This window comes from Leptospiraceae bacterium (assembly GCA_016708435.1).
Classification (GTDB): Bacteria; Spirochaetota; Leptospiria; order Leptospirales; family Leptospiraceae; genus UBA2033.
The window spans coordinates 792,348-812,938 of the sequence record JADJFV010000001.1 but is presented as its reverse complement, the minus strand read 5'-3'; the positions used below and the strand labels follow the sequence as shown (position 1 = coordinate 812,938).

The 20,591-nt window shown below is 36.3% G+C and carries 14 protein-coding genes; 3 read left to right on the top strand and 11 right to left on the bottom strand.

What is annotated here, in order from left to right; translation table 11 throughout:
• Nucleotides 1-139: 139 nt before the first annotated feature.
• Entirely contained in the window at nt 140-4,264 is a 4,125-nt protein-coding gene (locus tag IPH52_03900) for a PAS domain S-box protein (GenBank protein ID MBK7054185.1), read from the bottom strand.
• 10 nt (nt 4,265-4,274) lie between these two features.
• Nucleotides 4,275-8,606 carry a GAF domain-containing protein gene (locus IPH52_03895; GenBank protein ID MBK7054184.1) on the bottom strand — a complete coding sequence of 1,444 codons (4,332 nt, stop codon included), beginning with the start codon at nt 8,604-8,606 and terminating at the stop codon, nt 4,275-4,277.
• 300 nt (nt 8,607-8,906) lie between these two features.
• Between IPH52_03895 and IPH52_03890 the strand changes: the two genes are divergently transcribed.
• Nucleotides 8,907-9,086, top strand: a complete 180-nt coding sequence (locus IPH52_03890; GenBank protein MBK7054183.1) for a hypothetical protein — start codon at nt 8,907-8,909, stop codon at nt 9,084-9,086.
• Nucleotides 9,087-9,385: 299 nt separating this feature from the next.
• Complete coding sequence (locus IPH52_03885; protein ID MBK7054182.1) at nt 9,386-9,886, top strand: ankyrin repeat domain-containing protein; 501 nt, start codon at nt 9,386-9,388, stop codon at nt 9,884-9,886.
• A gap of 2 nt (nt 9,887-9,888) precedes the next feature.
• On the opposite strand, the gene IPH52_03880 is transcribed toward IPH52_03885, so the two are convergent.
• A complete protein-coding gene (locus IPH52_03880; GenBank protein MBK7054181.1) occupies nt 9,889-11,268 on the bottom strand; it encodes a hypothetical protein in 1,380 nt (459 codons plus the stop codon).
• A gap of 335 nt (nt 11,269-11,603) precedes the next feature.
• Between IPH52_03880 and IPH52_03875 the strand changes: the two genes are divergently transcribed.
• On the top strand, nt 11,604-13,154 hold the full coding sequence (locus tag IPH52_03875; GenBank protein ID MBK7054180.1) for a DASS family sodium-coupled anion symporter: 1,551 nt from the start codon (nt 11,604-11,606) through the stop codon (nt 13,152-13,154).
• A 156-nt stretch (nt 13,155-13,310) separates the two neighbouring features.
• Here the strand turns inward: IPH52_03875 and IPH52_03870 are convergent, their stop codons facing one another.
• The 8 genes from IPH52_03870 to IPH52_03835 are packed head-to-tail and all read right to left on the bottom strand — an operon-like array spanning nt 13,311 to nt 20,588.
• Nucleotides 13,311-13,529 carry a hypothetical protein gene (locus tag IPH52_03870; GenBank protein MBK7054179.1) on the bottom strand — a complete coding sequence of 73 codons (219 nt, stop codon included), beginning with the start codon at nt 13,527-13,529 and terminating at the stop codon, nt 13,311-13,313.
• 15 nt (nt 13,530-13,544) lie between these two features.
• Nucleotides 13,545-14,621 (bottom strand): VWA domain-containing protein, encoded by a 1,077-nt coding sequence (locus IPH52_03865; protein MBK7054178.1) that lies wholly within the window; start codon nt 14,619-14,621, stop codon nt 13,545-13,547.
• Nucleotides 14,618-15,622: a VWA domain-containing protein gene (locus tag IPH52_03860; GenBank protein ID MBK7054177.1), complete on the bottom strand. Its 1,005-nt coding sequence runs from the start codon at nt 15,620-15,622 to the stop codon at nt 14,618-14,620. Before IPH52_03860 ends, IPH52_03865 begins: the two co-directional genes overlap by 4 nt.
• Complete coding sequence (locus tag IPH52_03855) at nt 15,622-16,164, bottom strand: hypothetical protein (GenBank protein ID MBK7054176.1); 543 nt, start codon at nt 16,162-16,164, stop codon at nt 15,622-15,624. Before IPH52_03855 ends, IPH52_03860 begins: the two co-directional genes overlap by 1 nt.
• Nucleotides 16,161-17,042 (bottom strand): DUF58 domain-containing protein, encoded by an 882-nt coding sequence (locus tag IPH52_03850; GenBank protein MBK7054175.1) that lies wholly within the window; start codon nt 17,040-17,042, stop codon nt 16,161-16,163. Before IPH52_03850 ends, IPH52_03855 begins: the two co-directional genes overlap by 4 nt.
• An 11-nt stretch (nt 17,043-17,053) precedes the next feature.
• Nucleotides 17,054-18,034 carry a MoxR family ATPase gene (locus IPH52_03845; protein ID MBK7054174.1) on the bottom strand — a complete coding sequence of 327 codons (981 nt, stop codon included), beginning with the start codon at nt 18,032-18,034 and terminating at the stop codon, nt 17,054-17,056.
• A gap of 38 nt (nt 18,035-18,072) precedes the next feature.
• Nucleotides 18,073-20,316: a selenide, water dikinase SelD gene (gene selD, locus IPH52_03840; GenBank protein MBK7054173.1), complete on the bottom strand. Its 2,244-nt coding sequence runs from the start codon at nt 20,314-20,316 to the stop codon at nt 18,073-18,075.
• Nucleotides 20,316-20,588, bottom strand: coding sequence for a TM2 domain-containing protein (locus IPH52_03835; GenBank protein ID MBK7054172.1), 273 nt, complete (start codon nt 20,586-20,588; stop codon nt 20,316-20,318). Before IPH52_03835 ends, selD begins: the two co-directional genes overlap by 1 nt.
• Between the last annotated feature and the right edge of the window lie 3 nt (nt 20,589-20,591).

Below are 20,591 nucleotides of genomic sequence, written 5' to 3'. Positions count from 1 at the left end.
GATATCGGGCAATGTCATTAAGATAAGAGTTTTTCACCACGAAGAGCACGAAGTTCACGAAGGGGTTTATGATGGAATCCTTTTTTTCTTCGTGTTCTTCGTGCCCTTCGTGGTGAATTCTTTTTTCTTTTATCTTAACTTAATGACATTGAGCGATATCGGGGGTCTCATCTAAAAATAAATACTTGCGTATAACGAAGGTAATGTTTTCTAACTTTGCTGGTTTAGTCAAAAAATAATTCATACCAGCAGAGAGGCATTTTTCTTCATCTGCTTTAAAAGCGCCTGCGGTAAATGCTATGATGGGAACATGTTTGCTACTAATTTGTTCCAGTTTGCGTATTTCACAAGTTGCCTCCAAACCACCCATTTCCGGCATTTGCATATCCATAAATACTATATCAGGTTGACTTTGTTTATATTTTTCTAATCCTTCCAATCCAGTTGTGGCTTCTGTGTATTTTGCGCTCGGAACGATTTTGCGCAGCATTGCTTCTAGAAGAATGACATTGATCGGATCATCCTCTACAATTAGAATTGAAAACTCTTTATTGGGAAAGGAAGTTTCTGAACATATTCGATTTTCTATAGGGGAAGTAATTTGCAGCCTTTCCCCTTCTTCTGTTATAGTGACAAATTCAAACCAAAAAGTAGAACCTTCCCCGTGTGTGCTTTCGATATTAATTTTACTGCCTAGTCTATTCACGATCATTTCTGAAATGACTAAGCCTAATCCCGTTCCACCAAATTTGCGAGTGGTAGAACTGTCTGCCTGTGAAAATGCCTTGAACAGTTTATTTTTTTGTTCTTCCTTTATACCTATTCCAGTATCGCGAATGGAAAAATGAAATTTTCCTAAACCGTTAGGCATTGTTGCAAACTTAATCTTAAACTCTACTTCCCCTTTGTGTGTAAATTTGACAGCGTTACTCAATAGATTCGTGATAACCTGCCTGAGACGAAATGGATCAGTTATGCAGAAACGGGGTATGGATGGATCGATATCTAGGTGCACTTTCAAATTCTTTTTTATTGCGGAATACTTAACAATCTCAACACTGTGTTCTGCTAACTCGATTAAATCAACCTTGATCATTTCCAGTTTCAACATTCCGGCTTCTATTTTTGAGAAATCGAGGATACCGTTAATTACCCCCAACAAGGTATGTCCAGATACATTGGCAATATCTACATACTGTTGTTGCACCGGCGACAAGGGAGTATTTTTCAGTAGCTCAGTAAATCCGATCACTGCATTGAGCGGGGTTCGTATTTCATGGCTCATATTTGCCAAAAATTCACTTTTGGCTTTGTTGGCATTTTCAGCTTCCTCTTTGGCAATGACCAATGATTCTGCAATTAGTTTTGATTCGGTTATATTTTCAAATGCGATGCCAAGATAATTATTGGGTAGCGGGAATGCTTTTACTGAAAAAAAGGATTGAGAAATGCGGTCATCGTCATAGTATACGTCTTCAAAGTTTTTTTGCTCCTGCGTTCTCACTACCTCAGCATATCTTTGCGGAATATTCAAGGCTCTAAGTGCGGGAAAATTTTCGTCTAAGGTTTTTCCTATAATGTTTTGCGTCTTAATGCCAGTCATTTTTTCAGTGGCAGGATTGGCGTAAGTCAAACGAAGAGTTCGGTCATCCTTAATATTTTCAAGGTGATATACGTATATTCCCAATTGAATATTTTCCGCAATATCGTTAAATTGCTTCAAGGCTAATTCTGCCCGTTTGCGGTCGGTAATATCTCTAGTAATGTTCATCAAGGCAGGCTGGTTGTAATAATTTATCAACACAGCTTTAACATCCAGATTTCTGTAATCTCCGGTTTGATTTTTAATTATTGTTTCGAATTCAATGATTCCTTTCGTTCGAAGAGTTTCCAACCTTTTAATCATAACATTATCAGGAACAGGAACCTCTAATTCTTCGAGCCTTCTATGCATCAATTCATCTCTAGCAAAACCAAAAGCCTCGCAAACGGCATCATTAAAATCAATGAAGCCAGAAGGTTTTCCATCAATACCAATGCTTAAAAGAGAAATACCGTCCTTGTTTGCATTAAAAAGTATCCGGTATTTTTCTTCATTCTTTTCCGCTTTTTCTTTAGCTTTTATTAATTCTTCCTCTGCCTGCCTGCGGTCGGTAATATCTTTGGCAAATCCAATAAAGCGGTCGGAATTTAACCGAGCTGTAGTAAGTGACCACCAACGTTTCGAACCGTCTTTATGGCGAAAGGGCAATTCCCCAGCAGATTTACCAATTTCCAGCAAACGTGTAAAATGGTTCATCCCTTCTCGAAAGGATTCCTCGAACAGAAAATCCGATATTGACATTGTCAGAATTTCTTCCTTAGAATAACCTGTCATCGCACAGCCAGCATCATTTACCTCCGTATATTGCCCAGTTGCATCGACAATAAAAACCCCATCTGGTGCGTTGTCGATATATCCTCTGTAACGAGCTTCACTTTCTTGTAGTTCTTTCTCTGCCTGCTTGCGGTCGGTAATATCTTGCCTAATGGATAAATAGTTGGTGATAACACCTTCCATGTTCTTAATCGGGTGGATCATAGTTGAAACCCAATGTTCGCTTCCATCTTTTGCTTTGTTTTTCACTTCTCCTCGCCATATAGTGCCGGAAGAAATGGTTTGCCACATTGATTTCCAGAATGATTTATTGTGGTAGCCTGAATTAAAAATACGGTGGTTTTGACCTAGAAGTTCAGCTTCTGAGTATCCGGTCAAGTCCCGATAACGCTGATTCGTTTTTACAATATTTCCATTTATGTCGGCAATAGAGACTAGCGAACTTTCATTGACGGCGTTTGTGATATCTTCTACTTCTTTCCTGATAGTAGTAATTTCTTCTTGTTTTCTTTTGCTGTCGGTTATATCGCTTATTACACCAACAACCTTGATAGGCTTACCATTCTCATAAATTAAAAAACTTTTATCTTGCACCCAGATAACTGCACCATCTTTCCTGATTATGCGTTTTATACTAATTGACGAACCATTTGCTGTCAATTCTTGGATGGTATCCTCTAATGCAAAGAGATCATCTGGATGAATAGACTCTTGCCATAAGCTTGGTTTTTCGATCAGCTCTTCTGTAGAATATCCATAGATCGATTCTATTGAGGGACTTAGATAGAGTATTTTCCTATCGGGCAATGAGACCGACCATATACCATCATTAATAGCATTGAGAATTTCTTTAAGTTTAGATTCACTTTCTTGAAGGGCTTCTCTGTCGGCTTCTTGTTTTGTAATGTCCTGAAACATCCCAATCAAGTGTGTTACTTTTTCGTCTGATATTACGGGATAGCCAGAAACACGTACCCATCGGTGGTTACGTTTGGCTGTAATGAACTGACATTTGACATCGAAGGGAATTCTTTTCGCAATGGTTTCAGCGATGGCTTTTGATATAATGGGACGGTAGTTAGTGTGGTAAAACTCTATACCATTTAGCTTGTTGTGATCAAAGTCTTTTTCTACTTCATGAATGGCATAGACTTCATCTGTCCAGAATGTTTTGCCAGTAGACAAGTCGAGTTCCCAAGCTCCCATATTGGAAATACGTTGGGCATCATTTAGTAAAGTAGTGGTTCGTTCTAAATCCCTATTTTTTTGTTGCAGCTCTTTTACAGCAAGTAACAAGCGAGTCTCACTTTCTTGCAGTGCTAGTTTTCCTTGCTGTGCCTCAATTAACCGACCAAGTGTTGTAGTGATAGGCTCTATCTCTGCAATTAGATTTTCATCGTATCCACCAAGCCGATTGGATACCCCTGCCATTCCAACCATTTTAGTTCCGACCAAAAGTGGCAAGCCAAGGAATGCATTGAGAGGAGGGTGACCTTCGGGCAGTCCGCCTCTCTGTGGATGAGTGGATGGCTCGTTGGCAATGATAGCCCTTCCAGTTTTGAGCACAACGCCAAACAAAGTGTTGAGATTAGTAAATTCCAAACCTTTGGGTGCTTTTTCTTCATAGAACTTGCGAGTAGCTTCATTCCAAGCTATATTGGTAATAGATTTGGTTTTTAGGAAAGGTTGTCCTTCCGAATTTTGTAATACTTCTCCAATAAATCCGTATTCACTTTCTGTAATGTCGAGCAACATTTTTAAAGCATTTTCAAAAACTTCATTGGAAGTTGTTTCAGATAAAAAGGTTTGCTGGAGTCTGTTTACCATATCTAGCATTGCATTTTTACGATTCAATAAATCTGTATTTGAATAATCTTCGTTTGCCATTGCCGTTTGCCTAGGTTCCGTTAACTGTGTTAATTAATGTATATAAATCAGATTGGTATTTACTTAAAGTAACTTTTTTTTCTTCCATTATTTTTTGAAAAAAACTTTCAGAATCAAAATTGGTAGAATTTATAAAATCACAATATAGTTTATCTTCAATCAAAATATGTTTTTGCAACCATGTTTTCAGGTAGTCGATAATTGATTGAATTTCATCCAGATTGATTCTGTGAAAGTCGCTGATTCGTGTTTCCATGAATTCAGAAAAATTTCTGTGCATTTTAATATGAGAATCCATAGAATCAAATTTGCATTCATCTAATAACATTTCTTCTAATTCAAAATGCTCCGTTGCATAATTCCGTAGTTCGCGACTAATCTGCTTTAGCTCCTTATATACAACGATGGAATCTTTATTTGCATTTATTTCTTCTAACTCCAATATCAAATAATACAACCAAAGATGCTGTGTATCTATTACTTGTAATCCTACTAATAGATTTAATTCCGCTGCCAATTTTTGAATTCGTTTAACAAGCTCCTTATTCAGACTAGATCTTTCTCCTTTGTAAGTATCCCAGAACTTTTCATTCGGCATCATTCCCTTTTCATCCTTTGAAAACTCTGGCAGAATTCTATTGAGATAATACATCTTTACCATGCCTTTGTTTTTAGCTTGCATCGCTCCACGGGACTCACAGTCAAATAGGTGTTTCACTAAGTCTTGTGTCGCATAAGAGATGTTAATCTTTCCTGGTGTCCCACTTGACTCCATACGACTTGCCGTATTTACAGTGTCTCCCCAAATATCGTATGCAAATTTTTTCTCTCCAACAACACCTGCAATCACAGATCCTGAGTGGATACCAAGACGTAACTCCCAATACGGAAATCCTTGTGATTGTCGAATCTCTTTCATCTGATTCATGAATGCTTGAATTTCAAGAGCTGCGAGGCAGGAATCTACTGCGTGAGTAGCGTTTACTTTTGGTAAACCTCCCGCACACATATAACTATCGCCTATTGTCTTTAATTTTTCGAGATTATTATGCTCTATAATGTGGTCAAATTGAGAAAAACAGTCGTCCAGTTCTTTGATTAGCTCCTGCGGTGTTAATCCTTCAGAAATTTGCGTAAAACCTTTAAAGTCTGTAAATAGAATAGTTGTATTTTCGAAATACACAGGCTCTACAAATCCTTTTTCTTTCAGTTCATTAGCAACTTCCGCTGGAAGGATATTTAGTAGTAACCGCTCTGATTTTTCTCTTTCCTGCTCAGCTTCATTTTGTGCAATTATGGCTAAACCGCTTTCTATTTCTGCTTGCTCTTTTGCTTTTTGGACTTCCTTATATAAATTGGAGCCATAGATAATTCCTGCAAACTGTTCCCCTAGAATAGAAAGTTTTGTAATATCTTCTTTGGTTAAATTCATTTTATCAGAATTAGAAAAATCTAATATTCCAATCGGTTCATTATTTAAAAGGAGAGGAATTAATAGTATGGATTTTATGTTAAATTTTTCTAACATAAATAATTCTTCTTTCGTTCCTCCATATTTTTTAACCTTTGAAATGTAAAAAGGTTTTCTGGCTTTGAATGCAAATGCATGTGAGCCTTTTACATTTTGAATTGGAATTTTAAAATTTAATATCTCATTGCGATCCTCTTCCATTATATGATCTGGAAAAAAAATATCTAAGAGGTGAATAGAAGTTTTCTCTGGGTTTGTTTTATATAGTGCAAAATGCTCAATCCCAAATTTATCATTCACATATTTTAAAACTTTTTGCATGATATGATTTAGATTCAAGTCCTCATTTAAGCTTTTAATTAGTTTGTTTAATGCTTCTGTTTCGTTATTTTGTTTTTCTGTTTCTTTGCGTGCTTTATCAACTTGCTGTAAAAGATGATTTGTATCAACAGTTCCTGCAATCTGAGAGCAGAGGTTACTAAATTTTCGAACATCCTTCTTAGATAGCTTCATTTCCTTTTCTAAATTAGAAAAAACAAAAATTCCTATACAGCTATCATTTCTAACTAGCGGTATATATAAAAAGGACTTTATAGAAAGTGCTTTTTCAAATTCACGATCCAATTCAAATTCATTCTTTGGTATTCTACTTAGATAAAATGGTTTTTTCCTTTTAAAGGTTACATACAACATCCCACCCTCTTTTTCTTTGAGCGGAATCTTTTTAGTTATTAGATGCGCATAATGTTCATCAGCCACTCTTTGATAACTATATCCTTTATGTGTGTATAGATTTTCTCTTTTTTCATCTGGTAAAAAAAGCCAAGTGCCTGCTATATTATATTTATTATGAGCATACTTTGAGACTTCAATAAATATATCATCTAAACTAGAAAGAGAGTTTACTAAATGAGTGAATTGATTTAAGTCTTCAATTTCCTGCTTCGCTTCAGTTAATTCTGAGAATGCCTCTTGTCTCTCATTCAATTCAAAATAACTAGCAAGAATATTGGCAAGAGAGACAATAAAATTTTCTTCTTCTAGAGTCCAATTCTTTTGAATGGCTACTTGCTCACAGCAGATAATGCCTATTAGCTTTCCACCTGAACGTATTGGAGCGTCGAGTAATGAATGAATATCAAATTGCCGAGAATACAATTTAGTAAAATCTTTTGTAGCAAAATGAGAGTATATATCAGGCGCAGACAAAACTGCTCCTTCTTTTATAGATGTAAAATAATTAGGAAAATCAACCTGTTTTAAGATTAGTTCTTTGCTATGCACATTTTCTTTGGACTCAAACAAATCTATACATTTAATTTCGCAACCAGTTTCGTTTAACACCCATATACTACATCTTCCGATTTCTAAAATTTTCGCACATTCCTCGGTTACTTCTTGAAGTGCAGATTCCAATCCATTAGTATCAATGGTTTTACTTTTGCTAAGTTCTAGCAAACACTGACTGTATTTTTCTTGTTCTCTTACGCCTTCTGCAATTTTATTTTCAAGACTCTGCGTAAGAGATTGCAAGTCATTGGACAATTCTTCTGATTGATTAAATGCTTGCGAAAAACGCATGGAAAGGACAACAGCTTGCGAAATAATAAAAATAAAAAAACCAAGTGGAAATAAAGTAGCAGTGTATATTAAAAGTTGGTGATGGAGTATATCATTGATGATGGTGATAAAAAGACAAATCCATCCTGCTAGAAATACCTTTGCACCCATTCTATTTTTCTTTGCTGCTTTGATTAATACAAATGTGCAATGTAGGCATGCCCCAAGTAAGAATATTTGGTATATTACTAAAGTTTGCGTATAATAGGAAGAAGGCGCTAGAATAACAAACGCACTAAAAAGAAATCCAATCCAATTGACCCACATTTTTATTTTAATTTGAAATTCAAAAGGAAAAATGGAATGAACAAAATTTGCAAATAAAGGAAGTGCAGCGTATACAGTTAAGTATTCTATCTTGTGAAGTAGAACCCATGAACTAGGGAGTAATGCATAAAGAATGGATTCTCCAACTAATATAGGACGGAGTGAAAGTAGAATAGAAAAGAGACCAAACCAGAAAGCAGAAGTATCTTGTTTTCTCAGGCTATACAAACCAAGATGATAAATTCCCATGAGGACAAGACAACCAAATAAGAAAAAGCTCAAGAAGTGATTTACTAAAGCTCGATTCGCAATACGCTCGTTAGCCCCAAGGACAAACGAACGCCAGAATCCTCCATTCCTATCGTGATAATTTGATACTTGAAGAATTATATCTAGTTCTTGATATGATTCGGAGAGTAAAAAAGGCTTAACTAAATATCCAGGGTTTGCGATCTCTATATCATTGGATACTTTGCCTACCTCAGTAACAAGTCTTCCATTGACCCATAACTTATATGCTGTCCCGATATGATCGGTTTTTAGTGTTAGCCCCTGTAACGGCTTATCAAGATATACCTTTAGTCTGTAAGTGGCAAATCCATCTTTGCCAATAGGTTTGCCATTCACTTTATGATTGTTCCATGAAGAAGGAACGGTTATATAATTAGGAATGGGGAATGAGGAATGAGGAATGGCAGTCTTTGCATTCTTTATTCGTAATTCCTCATTACTCATTGGGAGGGAATTGGGTGGAACAAACTCTTTCCAATAAAATTCCCATTCTCCATCTAGATCGATACTGCCGTCCTTTTCAAAGTCCCACCCATCCTTGTAAGAATTGGTAATTTTTGAAGGAATAAATCCGGTTTTCGAGTGATTGCTGCTTATAGATTTAGTTTCAACACAATCAGTAGAATTTCGGCAATCGGATCGAGGCACCCGTAAATCCATCACACCCTTTACAGCTTTCGGAATAGGTCTCAAGCTCCCATCAATCGCCTGCTCACCTTTCTGACAAGATGCAAGAATAATTAACAGCACTAGACTGAACTTTATGCGAGTAAACATGGATGAATTTATTTTTTGAATACACTATAATTTACGCAAGACAAATTGCAATGCCAATACGAAATTGAACTAGGTATATTTACGATACTTGCTATGCATTTTTTCGTGCAATACTGTATATATCCCGAAGTAGAAGAATAAGTAAATTGAAAATGTTCTTTTAGGAAAAAAAATCCCTCACCAAGCAACAAAGTAAGGTAAATTAAGGAAAAGACTATGAATGACCCTAAAGACTGCGAGTTACTTCTCTTCGAAAAGAGCAGAGAGCAAGAAATAATAGTTAGCCGATGTATGCGAAGGAATAAAAATATTGAAGACATATATTCTACTTGTTCGAATTGTCCGAACTTTCGCGATTCGAGTAAAGATTTTCTTCTAACCGAGGAAGATGAATAATATAGAATTGCCGCAAAGTAATGGAAGAAAAAGGGATGATCTGTCCCGAATTCGTTTGGTCACCAAATAGTCAGCCAATCGAATAAGCAGATCGGCTAATGAATAGTAACCTCTCTGCTATCACTCTAAGGCTTGCTTTCACGGTTGAACCATCGATGATTTCGATATTCGGGATTAGTAAATTAACCAGAAAGAAAGCACTGTCAAGAATAAAAGTAATTTATTGACATATAAAAAACTTCTTGCTCTCAGGGAAAACTTACAGAAGCATTTCTTAAGTTTTATTTTAGAGGATTAGCATGTTTAGAATTTTTGTTTTAGTATTCACTTTATTGTTCTCATTTTCGGTATTCTCGGAAGAATCGATCGAAGAAGAAACAGAAGATTTGATTGAAGCCTGTGAGAAAGGAAATTTGAAATCAGCCAAATACCATTTAGCAAAAGGTGCGAGAGTAAATGCTCGCGCTCATTCTGGAAAAACTCCTGGGAGAACAGCGATTATGTGGGCAGCCTTTCGAGGAAAAAAGGAACTCGTAAAACTTCTAATTGACCACGGCGCAGAAATAAACGCAAAAGATGACTGGAAAGGAAATATGAATCGACCTGATGGAACGGAAGGCTGGACTCCGCTCATTTTTGCAGCCGATTCAGATCATGAAGAAGTGGTAAAAATTCTGATCGAACGAGGAGCCGATGTAAACATAAAAACAAAATCCGGAATAACCGCTCTTATCCTCGCCCACATTTGGCGTAACGAAGAAATGATTCATATATTAAAACAAGCCGGCGCGAAAGAATAAATCTACCAGAGAGCATCTCTAAGTCCTTGCTCTAATTCTTCTTGGTCTTTATTTTTTTTCTCTTGTTGGTGACGAGAGCGCTTATGGTTTTTACTTTCTCCAGATCTCTTTTGAATCCGCTCCATTTCTTTTTGAAGTCTTTTTTGTTCATCCGGAGTTAGAGTGGGTTTTCTAGGACCACCATCATTAGACGGTATATATCCATTACCCCCTGTTCCATTATTTTCCTCTCCATCATCAGAACCATCGCTACCAGATTTATCTTTATCCTCGGAATCTTTTCCGTCTTTGCCAGATTTATCTTTGTCCTTAGAATCCTTTCCGTCTTTGCCGGTTTCATTTTTATCTTTTGAATCCTTTCCGTCTTTACCAGATTTATCTTTGTCCTTGGAATCCTTTCCATCCTTGCCAGATTTATCTTTGTCCTTGGAATCCTTTCCATCCTTGCCAGATTTATCTTTGTCCTTGGAATCCTTTCCGTCTTTGCCGGTTTCATTTTTATCTTTTGAATCTTTTCCATCTTTACCAGATTCATTTTTATCTTTTGAATCTTTTCCGTCTTTGCCAGATTCATTTTTATCTTTTGAATCTTTTCCATCTTTACCAGATTCATTTTTATCTTTTGAATCTTTTCCATCTTTACCAGATTTATCTTTGTCTTTCGAATCTTTTCCGTCTTTACTAGGCTTGTCATTGCTTTGAGAATTATTTGGATTCTGATTCTTCTGATCTTGCGATTTATCATCGTTATTCGCTTGATTTTTTTTGCTCTCGCTTTTTTCTCCATCTTCGTTTTGATCTGAATCAGATTGATCTTTCTTTTCTTCGTCTGGTTTTTCATTTTGATTTTGACATTTGTTTGCTTTTAAATCTTCTAATTTAGAAATTTCATTGGCAATAAAATTCGCATTGTCAAGAGAAGGTTTTTTATATTCTCCTACACTTGTTAATTCAGCAGTTTCTTTGAAACGATTAATCGCTTGCTCCCATAACACTCGCGCTCTTTCAATATTGCAGGTATCAGGGGATAATTCTTTTTTGCCCCAAAGAAATAAAGCTTGCCCGTCATTATAGAGGGCTTCTTTGAATTCAGGATTTGCTTCAATTGCCTGTTGAAACTTTTCATGAGCCGCAGGCAAATCATCCTCTTGCATGAGAGTATTGCCAATATTATATATTGGAATATAAGACTTATAAGAATAAGAAATGCTTTTATGAAAAGAAGTCCTCGAATCAGAAAGCTTTGTTTCGTTTAACTCTTGGATTCCCTGCTCGTTGTATTTGTATGCTTTATAGTATTCGCAATTTACGAAAATTAAAGAAGAAAGAAAAAGGAAAGGAATAGAAAAGATTTTTTTTAGGAAAGAACTATTTGAAAGCATAATAAGTAAAAATAGTTTGAATCAGAATGCAATCAACCATAATTCTTTTTTATTAGATTAGTTCAAAGTGAAATTTTTAAAGAATTTCACTATACGGATTCAAAGAAATAAGTAACTCTACTTTATTGAATAGCAATCGCCAGAAAAAAGATTATCTAGAATTGAATCGGAAATTATTTTTGTCAAATGGCATCATTACTAAAAATGAATACAAAGATTAATCATTGTAAAGCGAGTCTATTCTAACTCTAGACCAACCACGATTAGACTAGAAAAATAAAATACGCATATATAGAGAGGATACAGTGAATCAAATGGATGAGACTCAAGAAGAAATGAAAATTTGGCAGAAGGTTGGATTTTTTACAGGACCAATTCTTTTCTTAGCAATGTTACTATTTCCACCGTCGTTCGTGGTAGAGAGTGGAATCAAAGGTGCCATGACATACGATGCCTGGAAGGTTGCTGCCTGCGGTTTATGGATGGCGATTTGGTGGGTAACAGAAGCAGCCCCAATTCCAATTACTTCCTTGCTGCCAATTCCGCTTTTTTATTTGTTAAATGTTTCCAATACTGCACCTAAGACTGCAAATGAAACGTTACGAGAAATAGGCAAACCAGAATTATCCAAATACTTTTCAGAACAAATATTAGCACCTTACGCTGATCCAGTGATTTATCTTTTCCTCGGCGGATTTATTTTAGCAATCGGAATGGAAAAATGGAACTTGCATAGAAGGGTGGCTCTTAATATTATAAAAGTTGTAGGAACAAAGCCTTCTCAAATTTTACTCGGATTTTTAATTGCTACCGCGTTTATAAGTATGTGGGCGAGTAACGCATCAACGACAATCATGATGCTACCGATTGGGATTACTGTTCTAGAATTATTAAAATCAAAAGTAGCAGATTCCGAGAAACAAAACATAGAAAATTTTGGAGTAGCTTTAATGTTAAGCATTGCCTATGGAGCAAGCATTGGCGGACTTGGAACGTTAATCGGCACACCACCTAACGCAGTCATGAAAGCATTCTTTGATAAAAGTGGCTTGGAATCTATTAACTTTGCAAATTGGATGGTCTTTGGTGTAACGATAATTGTAATGTCAATACCTGTAACATTTATTTTACTCACTAAAATTATTTATCCAGTTAAGCTAGGAGCCATCGAAGGAGCAGAAGAAATCATAGAAGTAGAATTAACAAAGCTCGGCAAATTCACATTAGCCGAAGGTCTAACAGCATTCGTAATTATTTCAACAGCACTAGCCTGGATTTTACGTGGAACTTACGAAAGCAATTTATACGTTAAGAATAATCTAAAAGATGGAATCATTGCCATGACGGGAGGAATTTTACTCTTTTTAATTCCAGTCAATTGGAAAAAGAAAATCTTTTTATTGGAATGGTCTGATATGAAAGCCATTCCCTGGGATGTGTTGCTCTTATTTGGAGGAGGATTAAGCCTTGCAGGAGCAGTTGATAGAAGCGGCCTTTCTGATTGGATGGGTATCCAAACAAAAATAATTCTAGAAGGGCAAACAAATATTATCCTCGTCGTTTTCGTAGTAACTGCGATTGTTTTATTTCTAACAGAATTTACGAGTAATACTGCAACTATTACTTTATTTCTCCCAATAGGTCTGGGTATTGCCAAAGCATTAGAAGTAGACCCGAGATTAATTCTCATCCCTGCAACGGTTGCTTCTAGTTGTGCTTTCATGCTACCGGTAGGAACGCCGCCTAACGCAATTGTATTCAGTAGCGGCTACGTAAAGATTCCGCAAATGGCAAAAGCAGGATTTTGGATGAATGTGTTCTTTGTTTTCCTGATTACATTTTTAATTTTTACGTTAGGAGTAAGAGTATTTTCCATTCAATACTGAAAATAAAATATTTCAGGGATAGTGCATTAAGATTGCCACGGAGACACAGAGAAATCAGTTTCGTGGCATTTTCCGCTTGAAAATCTTTGCCTTTACCAACCACCGACAGAGGAACTCGGGGGTGAAACAATACTCTTACACCCAACTGAATATAAATTATGTGTTATCGTTGGAATCAAAATCATGATTTAGAATTTTTTCAGATAAATCCATATTAACATCAGTAAGTGTGGGCTTTCTTCCATCTTTCAGTCTGGGGCTAATAGGAGTTTCCGTAGAAATATTTTTATATCGACCTGATCGAAAATGATCTATCCAACCATAAACAACATAACCCAGAACACAAACACCAATTGCGATAAAAAGAATATTCATCTGAATACCTCTGTTCTATTTTCTAAAAAGTAAGAAACTATCCAATAGAAATCCAATCAAAAACGCAATTAGAAAGTATACGGATAAATCTATTTTGCCGCTAGTTTTAATTTTAGATTTTGCAATTGCACCGGTTTCTTTTATGAAGGGACTAAGATCGTTTACCCACTTACTTTTTTCGACAACAATATAATGTCCGCCAGTTTCATTGGCAAGTCTCTTTAATAAATCATCCTGTCGGTAGGTTTCGATTTTCTTGATTATTTTTTGATCTACTTCTTTTTTCTTGGTTCCAGTCGAGTCATCGGTAGAATTATTTTCCATTTCCTTTTTTTCTTCTTCCGTATACGACACAAAGAAATTCACAGCTCCACCTTTGCTTGTTCCTACTCCGACTGTGTGAATTGTAACTTTGTTTTGCTTTAAGGATTCAATTTCTTCTTCTAAGTCCTCTTCTTTACCTTCCGGAACTTCGCCATCACTTAAGAGGATAACTTGAATATTCCCCTCTGTCTCGTAGACTTCTCGCAAAATTTCTTTTAGTGCTAATTTAAAACTAGAACCAGTGCTTTCAAAACTATGTGCAAGCAGTGTATGAATAAATGTTTTAATTGAAATAATATCGTTCGTAGGCATAGAGTGTATCGCTGGTTTGCCGCTAAACGTTATGAGTCCATAAGCATAATCAGGATTTGCATCCACCAATTCTTCTGCAAATATTTGTGCCTCTGCAAACCTATCTTCAGGATATTTTTTTGTAATCGGATGAGGACTTGTATCACCAGCAAGCATACTAAAAGATCCATCGAGGACTAATATGATTTTGCCTTTTCCTGATGCATCTTCTACCATTCCTTCCATTCTAGGTCCAGTTGCAGCGGTAATTGCCAGTAACCCCAAGAAAAATAAATATACTAAGTGAAGCTTGATTTTATTTAAAGAATTATACTTTGTAATCGAATTCGTAAACCTCTTTGAAATATTTTGTTCAATCCAAAGAAATGCTTTCGATTGTTTACGATATAGATAGAGTAGAAAAAAAATCCACGGAAGAGTCCAAAAAAAATGATTTATATTTTCAAAGTCAATCATCTCATTGGCCTCCTAACAAATAATCCATGGATTAACATCCAAACAAAAAAGATTTGCATTCCGACAAATGCTACATAGCGCGCATAGGAATGCTTAAGTCTTGTTTTTTTAATATCAAGTGGAGTTCTAGAGAGGTTACTTAATTCAGAAAATACTTCAGCCAAAACATTCTCGTTTTTAGCACGATAGAATTTTCCGTCAGCAGTCTGTGCAACTTTGCGTAATTGTTTATCATCAAGTGAGGTTACTAGTATTTTACCACTAGGAGTGAGATAGGGCTTTCCGTCTACATAAACCTCTATAGGCTCTTCGCCGGCTAAACCAATTGCATAGAGCTTAATCCCAAGATCCTTAACATACTTAGCGGCTAATATCGGATCTACCCCGTAAGAACTTTCTCCATCGGTAATGAGAATGATTGCCTGGTCTCGCTTTGGAACTTTTGCTTTTTCCAAAGAATCTGTAGCGGCTAATAATGCATCGCCAATAGCTGTTCCACCACTTTCTGAGTGATCAATCACTTTAAAAGAAATACTTTCTAGTAATTCAAGTAACACAGCATGATCTGTAGTTAGAGGAGTCTGAGTAAACGTATCTTGGGCAAATATGTATATGCCGATACGATTTCCTCCACTGCGCTTAATAAAATCTTTTGCAATTCCTTTCATTGCCTCAAGACGGTTTGGCGGGAAATCCGCTGCCTGCATACTTGCCGAGACATCTAGAACAAGCGCAATATCAAGCCCATCTTCTTGAATCATACTTCGTTCGGATACTTTATGAGGATCAGCAATTCCAACAAGAATTGTAACTAACAGTAAGGCTTCTAAAACTAATTGCATATAAAAATAATAATATCGCTTATTCGCAGGAGTTCTATATTGAAGAGGCGCATAAGATACATTAGCCTTTTTAAAGAATCTAAACCGGAAGTAAAGGTATACCGGTATCAACCACAATGCCAGAAGAACTAACGAATAGGAAAAATGTATATCGCTCACTATCCAGGCCTCACAATTTCCGTGCTCTTAGATTTTTCTTTGGGCTTAGGAAGATTTTCTAGACCAGAGGCAATTTTTGCTTCAGTAAACACCTCATCAAATTCTGACTTCATCGGATTCTCTTTTCCAAATTGAAGACTAGTTAGATCAATAAAAAATTTTGTAATTTTCTTATCCTTTAGTCTACTTGTAATTTCTTCGGCTGTCATTTCTTCCATTTCAATTCCCGTCTTGGATTCGAAATGAGTCCTCATCAAAGCGGATAATTCATGTAAACCGTCTCTGTATTGAAAATTGCTTGAATAGTTTTTCTGAATAATTTCAATTCTTTCTTTTAGAACTTCCGCTGGTTGCACTGGAGGTCTTGGTTTACGTTTTTGAATTTCTTTTTGCATGTTCTTGAAGTATCGATACAACCAATAAATTGCAAGCAATAGAATCGGAAGTAAAATCCAATTTCTAATTTCTTGATTGTATCTCCAATCAAACATATGAACAGGAGGAGCAATTCCGTTGGGTAATTCTGCGAGTAAGAAAATCAAACAATCACCCTCTTCTTGAGATGGAAAAATTCCTTTAGTGCGCGACCAACTTCGGCAGAAGTAGGAATACTATTAACGGATATTCGATATTTGACGCTCGCATTTTTTAAATAAGTAGTCATTTCATCAAGACTGCCTAGCTCACCCGGACTAATAAATCCCGTATTCCTTTTCCCGTTGTTTAATTCAGGAGAAATAGAAGGAAAAAATATTTCGTTAGAAAAACTATATTCTATCGGATCATAAATATGAAGCATATTAATATCATGCTCAATGCGAGAAAATTTCAAATCTTCCGGCAAATCGTGATCTAAAAAATCAGAAATAATAAAAAGTATAAAATGACTTCTTTTAAATTTCTGAATCGCATGAAGAACACTTCGAATATCTGAATTTGCATTTGAATTAGGAATCGTTTCTGAATGAGTTAAGAAGGATTTAATTGCACGGAATAATTGTGATTTACCGCCAGTAGGTCGAACTACTTCGATTGCTTCATTGTTAAAAATAATATATCCGACTTTATCCCTTGATTGAATAGAGGAATAAGTAAGAGTAGCCGCTACCTCTACAGCAAATTCAATTTTAGTTCTATCTTGAAATCCTGTAAACATGGAGGGACTAACATCTAACGCAATAAAGACTTCTCGTTCTCTTTCTTCTAAAAATGTTTTAACGTATGGTTCTCCTAAACGGGCTGTCATATTCCAATCAATCATTCGAATGGATTCCCCATAGACATACTTTCTTGCCTCGTGAAATTGCAAACCTCGACCGGGGATTGTGGAAATATAATCGCCGGCAAGAAGTGAATGCGCATTTCGTCTCGCAATCAGTTCAAGTTCTTTGGCTCTTTTTAAAAGATCTGAAACTAGCATGGAGTTACAGCTTAAGGAACTTTTACCTTAGATAGAATCTCATTGATAATTTGCTCTGTTTTAATGCCTTCTGCTTCCGCATAATAAGTAGGTATAATTCTATGACGGAGAACGTTATGTGCGATAGCCTTAATATCTTCCGGTAAAACAGAATCTCTTCCAAACATAAGGGCACGGGCTCTACCTACTAACGCAAGTGCAATAGACGCTCTAGGGGAAGCACCATATTGGATTACATTTTCCAAGTTCAATCCATACGCCTTTGGATCACGTGTAGCTTGAATGATATCAGTGATATAAGAAATAATTTTATCTTCGATGAAAATATTTCGCGCAATCTTTTGTAGGTTTAAAATATCTTCGGGAGTCATGAGCTTTTGCACTTCAGGAAGCCTTGTCTCTTGAATTACCATCTTTACAACTTCTGCTTCCTCTTTCTTTGTGGGATAATTCACGATTAGCTTCATTAAGAAACGATCTAATTGTGCTTCTGGTAGAGAGTAAGTTCCTTCCTGCTCAACAGGATTCATGGTAGCAAAAACAAAAAAAGGCTTTGGAACCAAGAATGTTTCGTCGCCAATCGTGACTTGTTTTTCTTGCATGGTTTCAAGAAGTGCAGACTGAACTTTTGCGGGCGCCCGATTGATTTCATCGGCTAATACGAAGTTTGCGAAAATGGGACCCTTATTCACTTCAAAGCTTGCTTTTGATTGATTGTAAATTCTAGTCCCAACAATATCCGCTGGGAGCAAATCAGGAGTGAACTGTAACCGCTTAAAGGCAACATTACAAATATTAGCAAGAAGATTGACAACTCTTGTCTTTGCAAGTCCCGGCACACCTTCAATCAAAATATGTCCATCTGCTAATAAACCAAGAATGAGTCCATCGACTAAAGATTCCTGCCCCACAATTCCATTGTGAATTTCTTCTTTAATTTTTTTAATCTGAGCAACCGCTTCTGTATTTTTTGACAAGGCAAACTCCTTGATTAACTTTTATCTAAATGGATTTAGAATGCAAGTATAATTTAGCCACATTCAACCAATTTAACTTTATCCGAATTTAATTTCTTCACACTCCCTATAATCGAAGCGTCATATCCTATTCGTTTTAATTCGGCTAAACATTTTTCTCCTTCGGTAGGCTTGATTGTAAACAATAATCCACCCGAGGTTTGCGGATCAAATAGAACTCGATAGGTAGGATGTGATTTATTTCCACTAGAAAAAGATTCAAACGATTTCCAGTTCGATGGAAATAGACTACTTTGTATTTCAGGATTTTTTTCTAATATGGAATTCAGTTCTTTCAAAAGAGGAATTTTATCTAATTGAATTTCTGCTTTTAAGTTAGATGCTTTTAATATTTCAAGTAAATGACCTGCTAAGCCAAAACCGGTTATATCTGTGCAGGAATGTATAGTATACTTTTTCATTGCGCCTATCGCATCGTAATTTGAAAGCAGCATAGACTGAATAGCCGCATCTACACAATTAGGTCTTACCCTATTTCTCATATCCGCGGCAAAGGCAAGTCCAACACCGATTGGTTTTGTGAGAATTAGCAAATCGTCCACTTTTGCATTTTTCTTAGAGTAGAAATTTTCTTTTTCTTGAAAGCCATTGCATACAAATCCCAATCCAAATTCTTTACCTGAATTAGTATGTCCTCCTAGTAATTCAACTCCTTCTTTCGAAAATACAGTAGCCGCACCTGCCAAGACTTGAAATAAATCTTCACTCGATCGAGATGATTTCTCATCTAGGTTAATAATAGCTTGCGCCGAATGAGCATTTACCCCTTTCGCATATAAATCATTAAGACAGTGATTTGCTGCAATCTGTCCGGAGATAAATAAATCAGACACAATTGGTTTGAAATAATCAACAGATTGAATGAGTCCTACTTTTTGGGAAATCTGAATTAGTGCTGAATCCTCTCTTTGCTTTAAACCCACTAGAGTCTTCGCATACTTGCTATTAGACGATTTTGGTCTTTTTAAAGTTGCTAAATATATTTCAAGTCTATCGAGTGCAATTTTTAAAATATCCGAGCCAACTTTTGAACCACATCCTTTACAAAGTAATTCATCCGATTGTTTATCATCCATCGACAAACTCATCTTAACAGGAAGGTTTTGAAATTTCTGCATAAACTCAGTGTCTATTTTATCTTTCCACTTCCATATCCAATTCGAAGCGCCTAATGAATAATTGCCCCTCGATGCTATAGCCCGTCCATCGCCGATATTTAGGAGAGTTAGAAACTTTTCCTGCGGCTTAAATTTTACCAGGGGCTTATCTTCTATGAATCGGATTAAATTTTCATACAAAGGAACGCTTTGTCTAACAGCAAAAACGCCTGCCTTTGGACGAGGATGGTTTTTCATATTAGCTATATCGCCTACCGCAAAAACATTCGGATGAGAAAACGATTGAAGTGAATCATTAACGAGAATGAATCCATTTTCATCTTTTTGCAAGTCACATTCTTCTATCCAACTCAAAGATTTTGCTTTGACTGCGCCAACCACGAAATCAAGCTGAAATTCATTTCCTCTAACTGATTTACAACTCAAACCAGTATCTATCGAAACAATGTTAGAAATTTCTTCTTGCGTATGCAGTTGAATTTTTTTTTCTTTTAAAAGCCTAATTACTTTTAATTTCGTTTTGTCATTTAAGCTATGTAGTATCTCCTTTTCTCGCTGAAAAACATGAACTTCTACATTAGGAATAATATCCATTAGCCGTTTCTGCATAGTGAAGGCTAATTCAATTCCGCCAGCACCAGCCCCAAGTATCCCAATACGAAAACATTTTCCGTAATCTCCCTTCTCAATCTTATGCAAAATAGATTCCCATTTTTCAAAGAAAGCAATGGCGGGTTTAACGGGTGTAATGTGCTCCCTGCCAACAATTGAGTCTAGATCGGGCACAATTCCAACGTTAAGCGAAAGAATATCGTAAGGTATAGGCGGTCTATTTTCTAAAAGAACTAACTGCTTCTGTAAATCCAAGCCGGTCACATTTGCTTGAATAAAATTTGCTCCTGCAAAATTAGAAATATGCCTGAGATCAAGCAAGCACTGCTCTTTGGTGTAGCTACCAGCTATATACCCCGGAAGCATTCCAGAATAAGGGACGACTGAATTTGCCGAAATAAGAGTTATATTAATATTAGCCGTAGGACGCATCCCAAGCATTTTTAAGACAGGTGCGTGAGATTGTCCACCACCAACAAAAACTATTTCTTTTTGAACTTTACTCACTATGTTTTTGAAAACCCATTTTTAACTAGAAGTCTACCGTTTCCATCTTTATACGTGTTCATAAGAATCAACGCAAAATCAACCATCGTCCAAAGTCCACATCCACCAAAGGTCAACAGTTGCCCAACTCCGAGTAACATACTTCCTGTATAAAACCTATGCACACCAAGAAATCCAACAAAAAAACAAAGAAGCAAAGTGACTAGCCAGTCATAACCTTCTTTCTTACTCCCTGGTGCGGTTGCTTCCCTATTAACAAAAATATTAAGCATTTC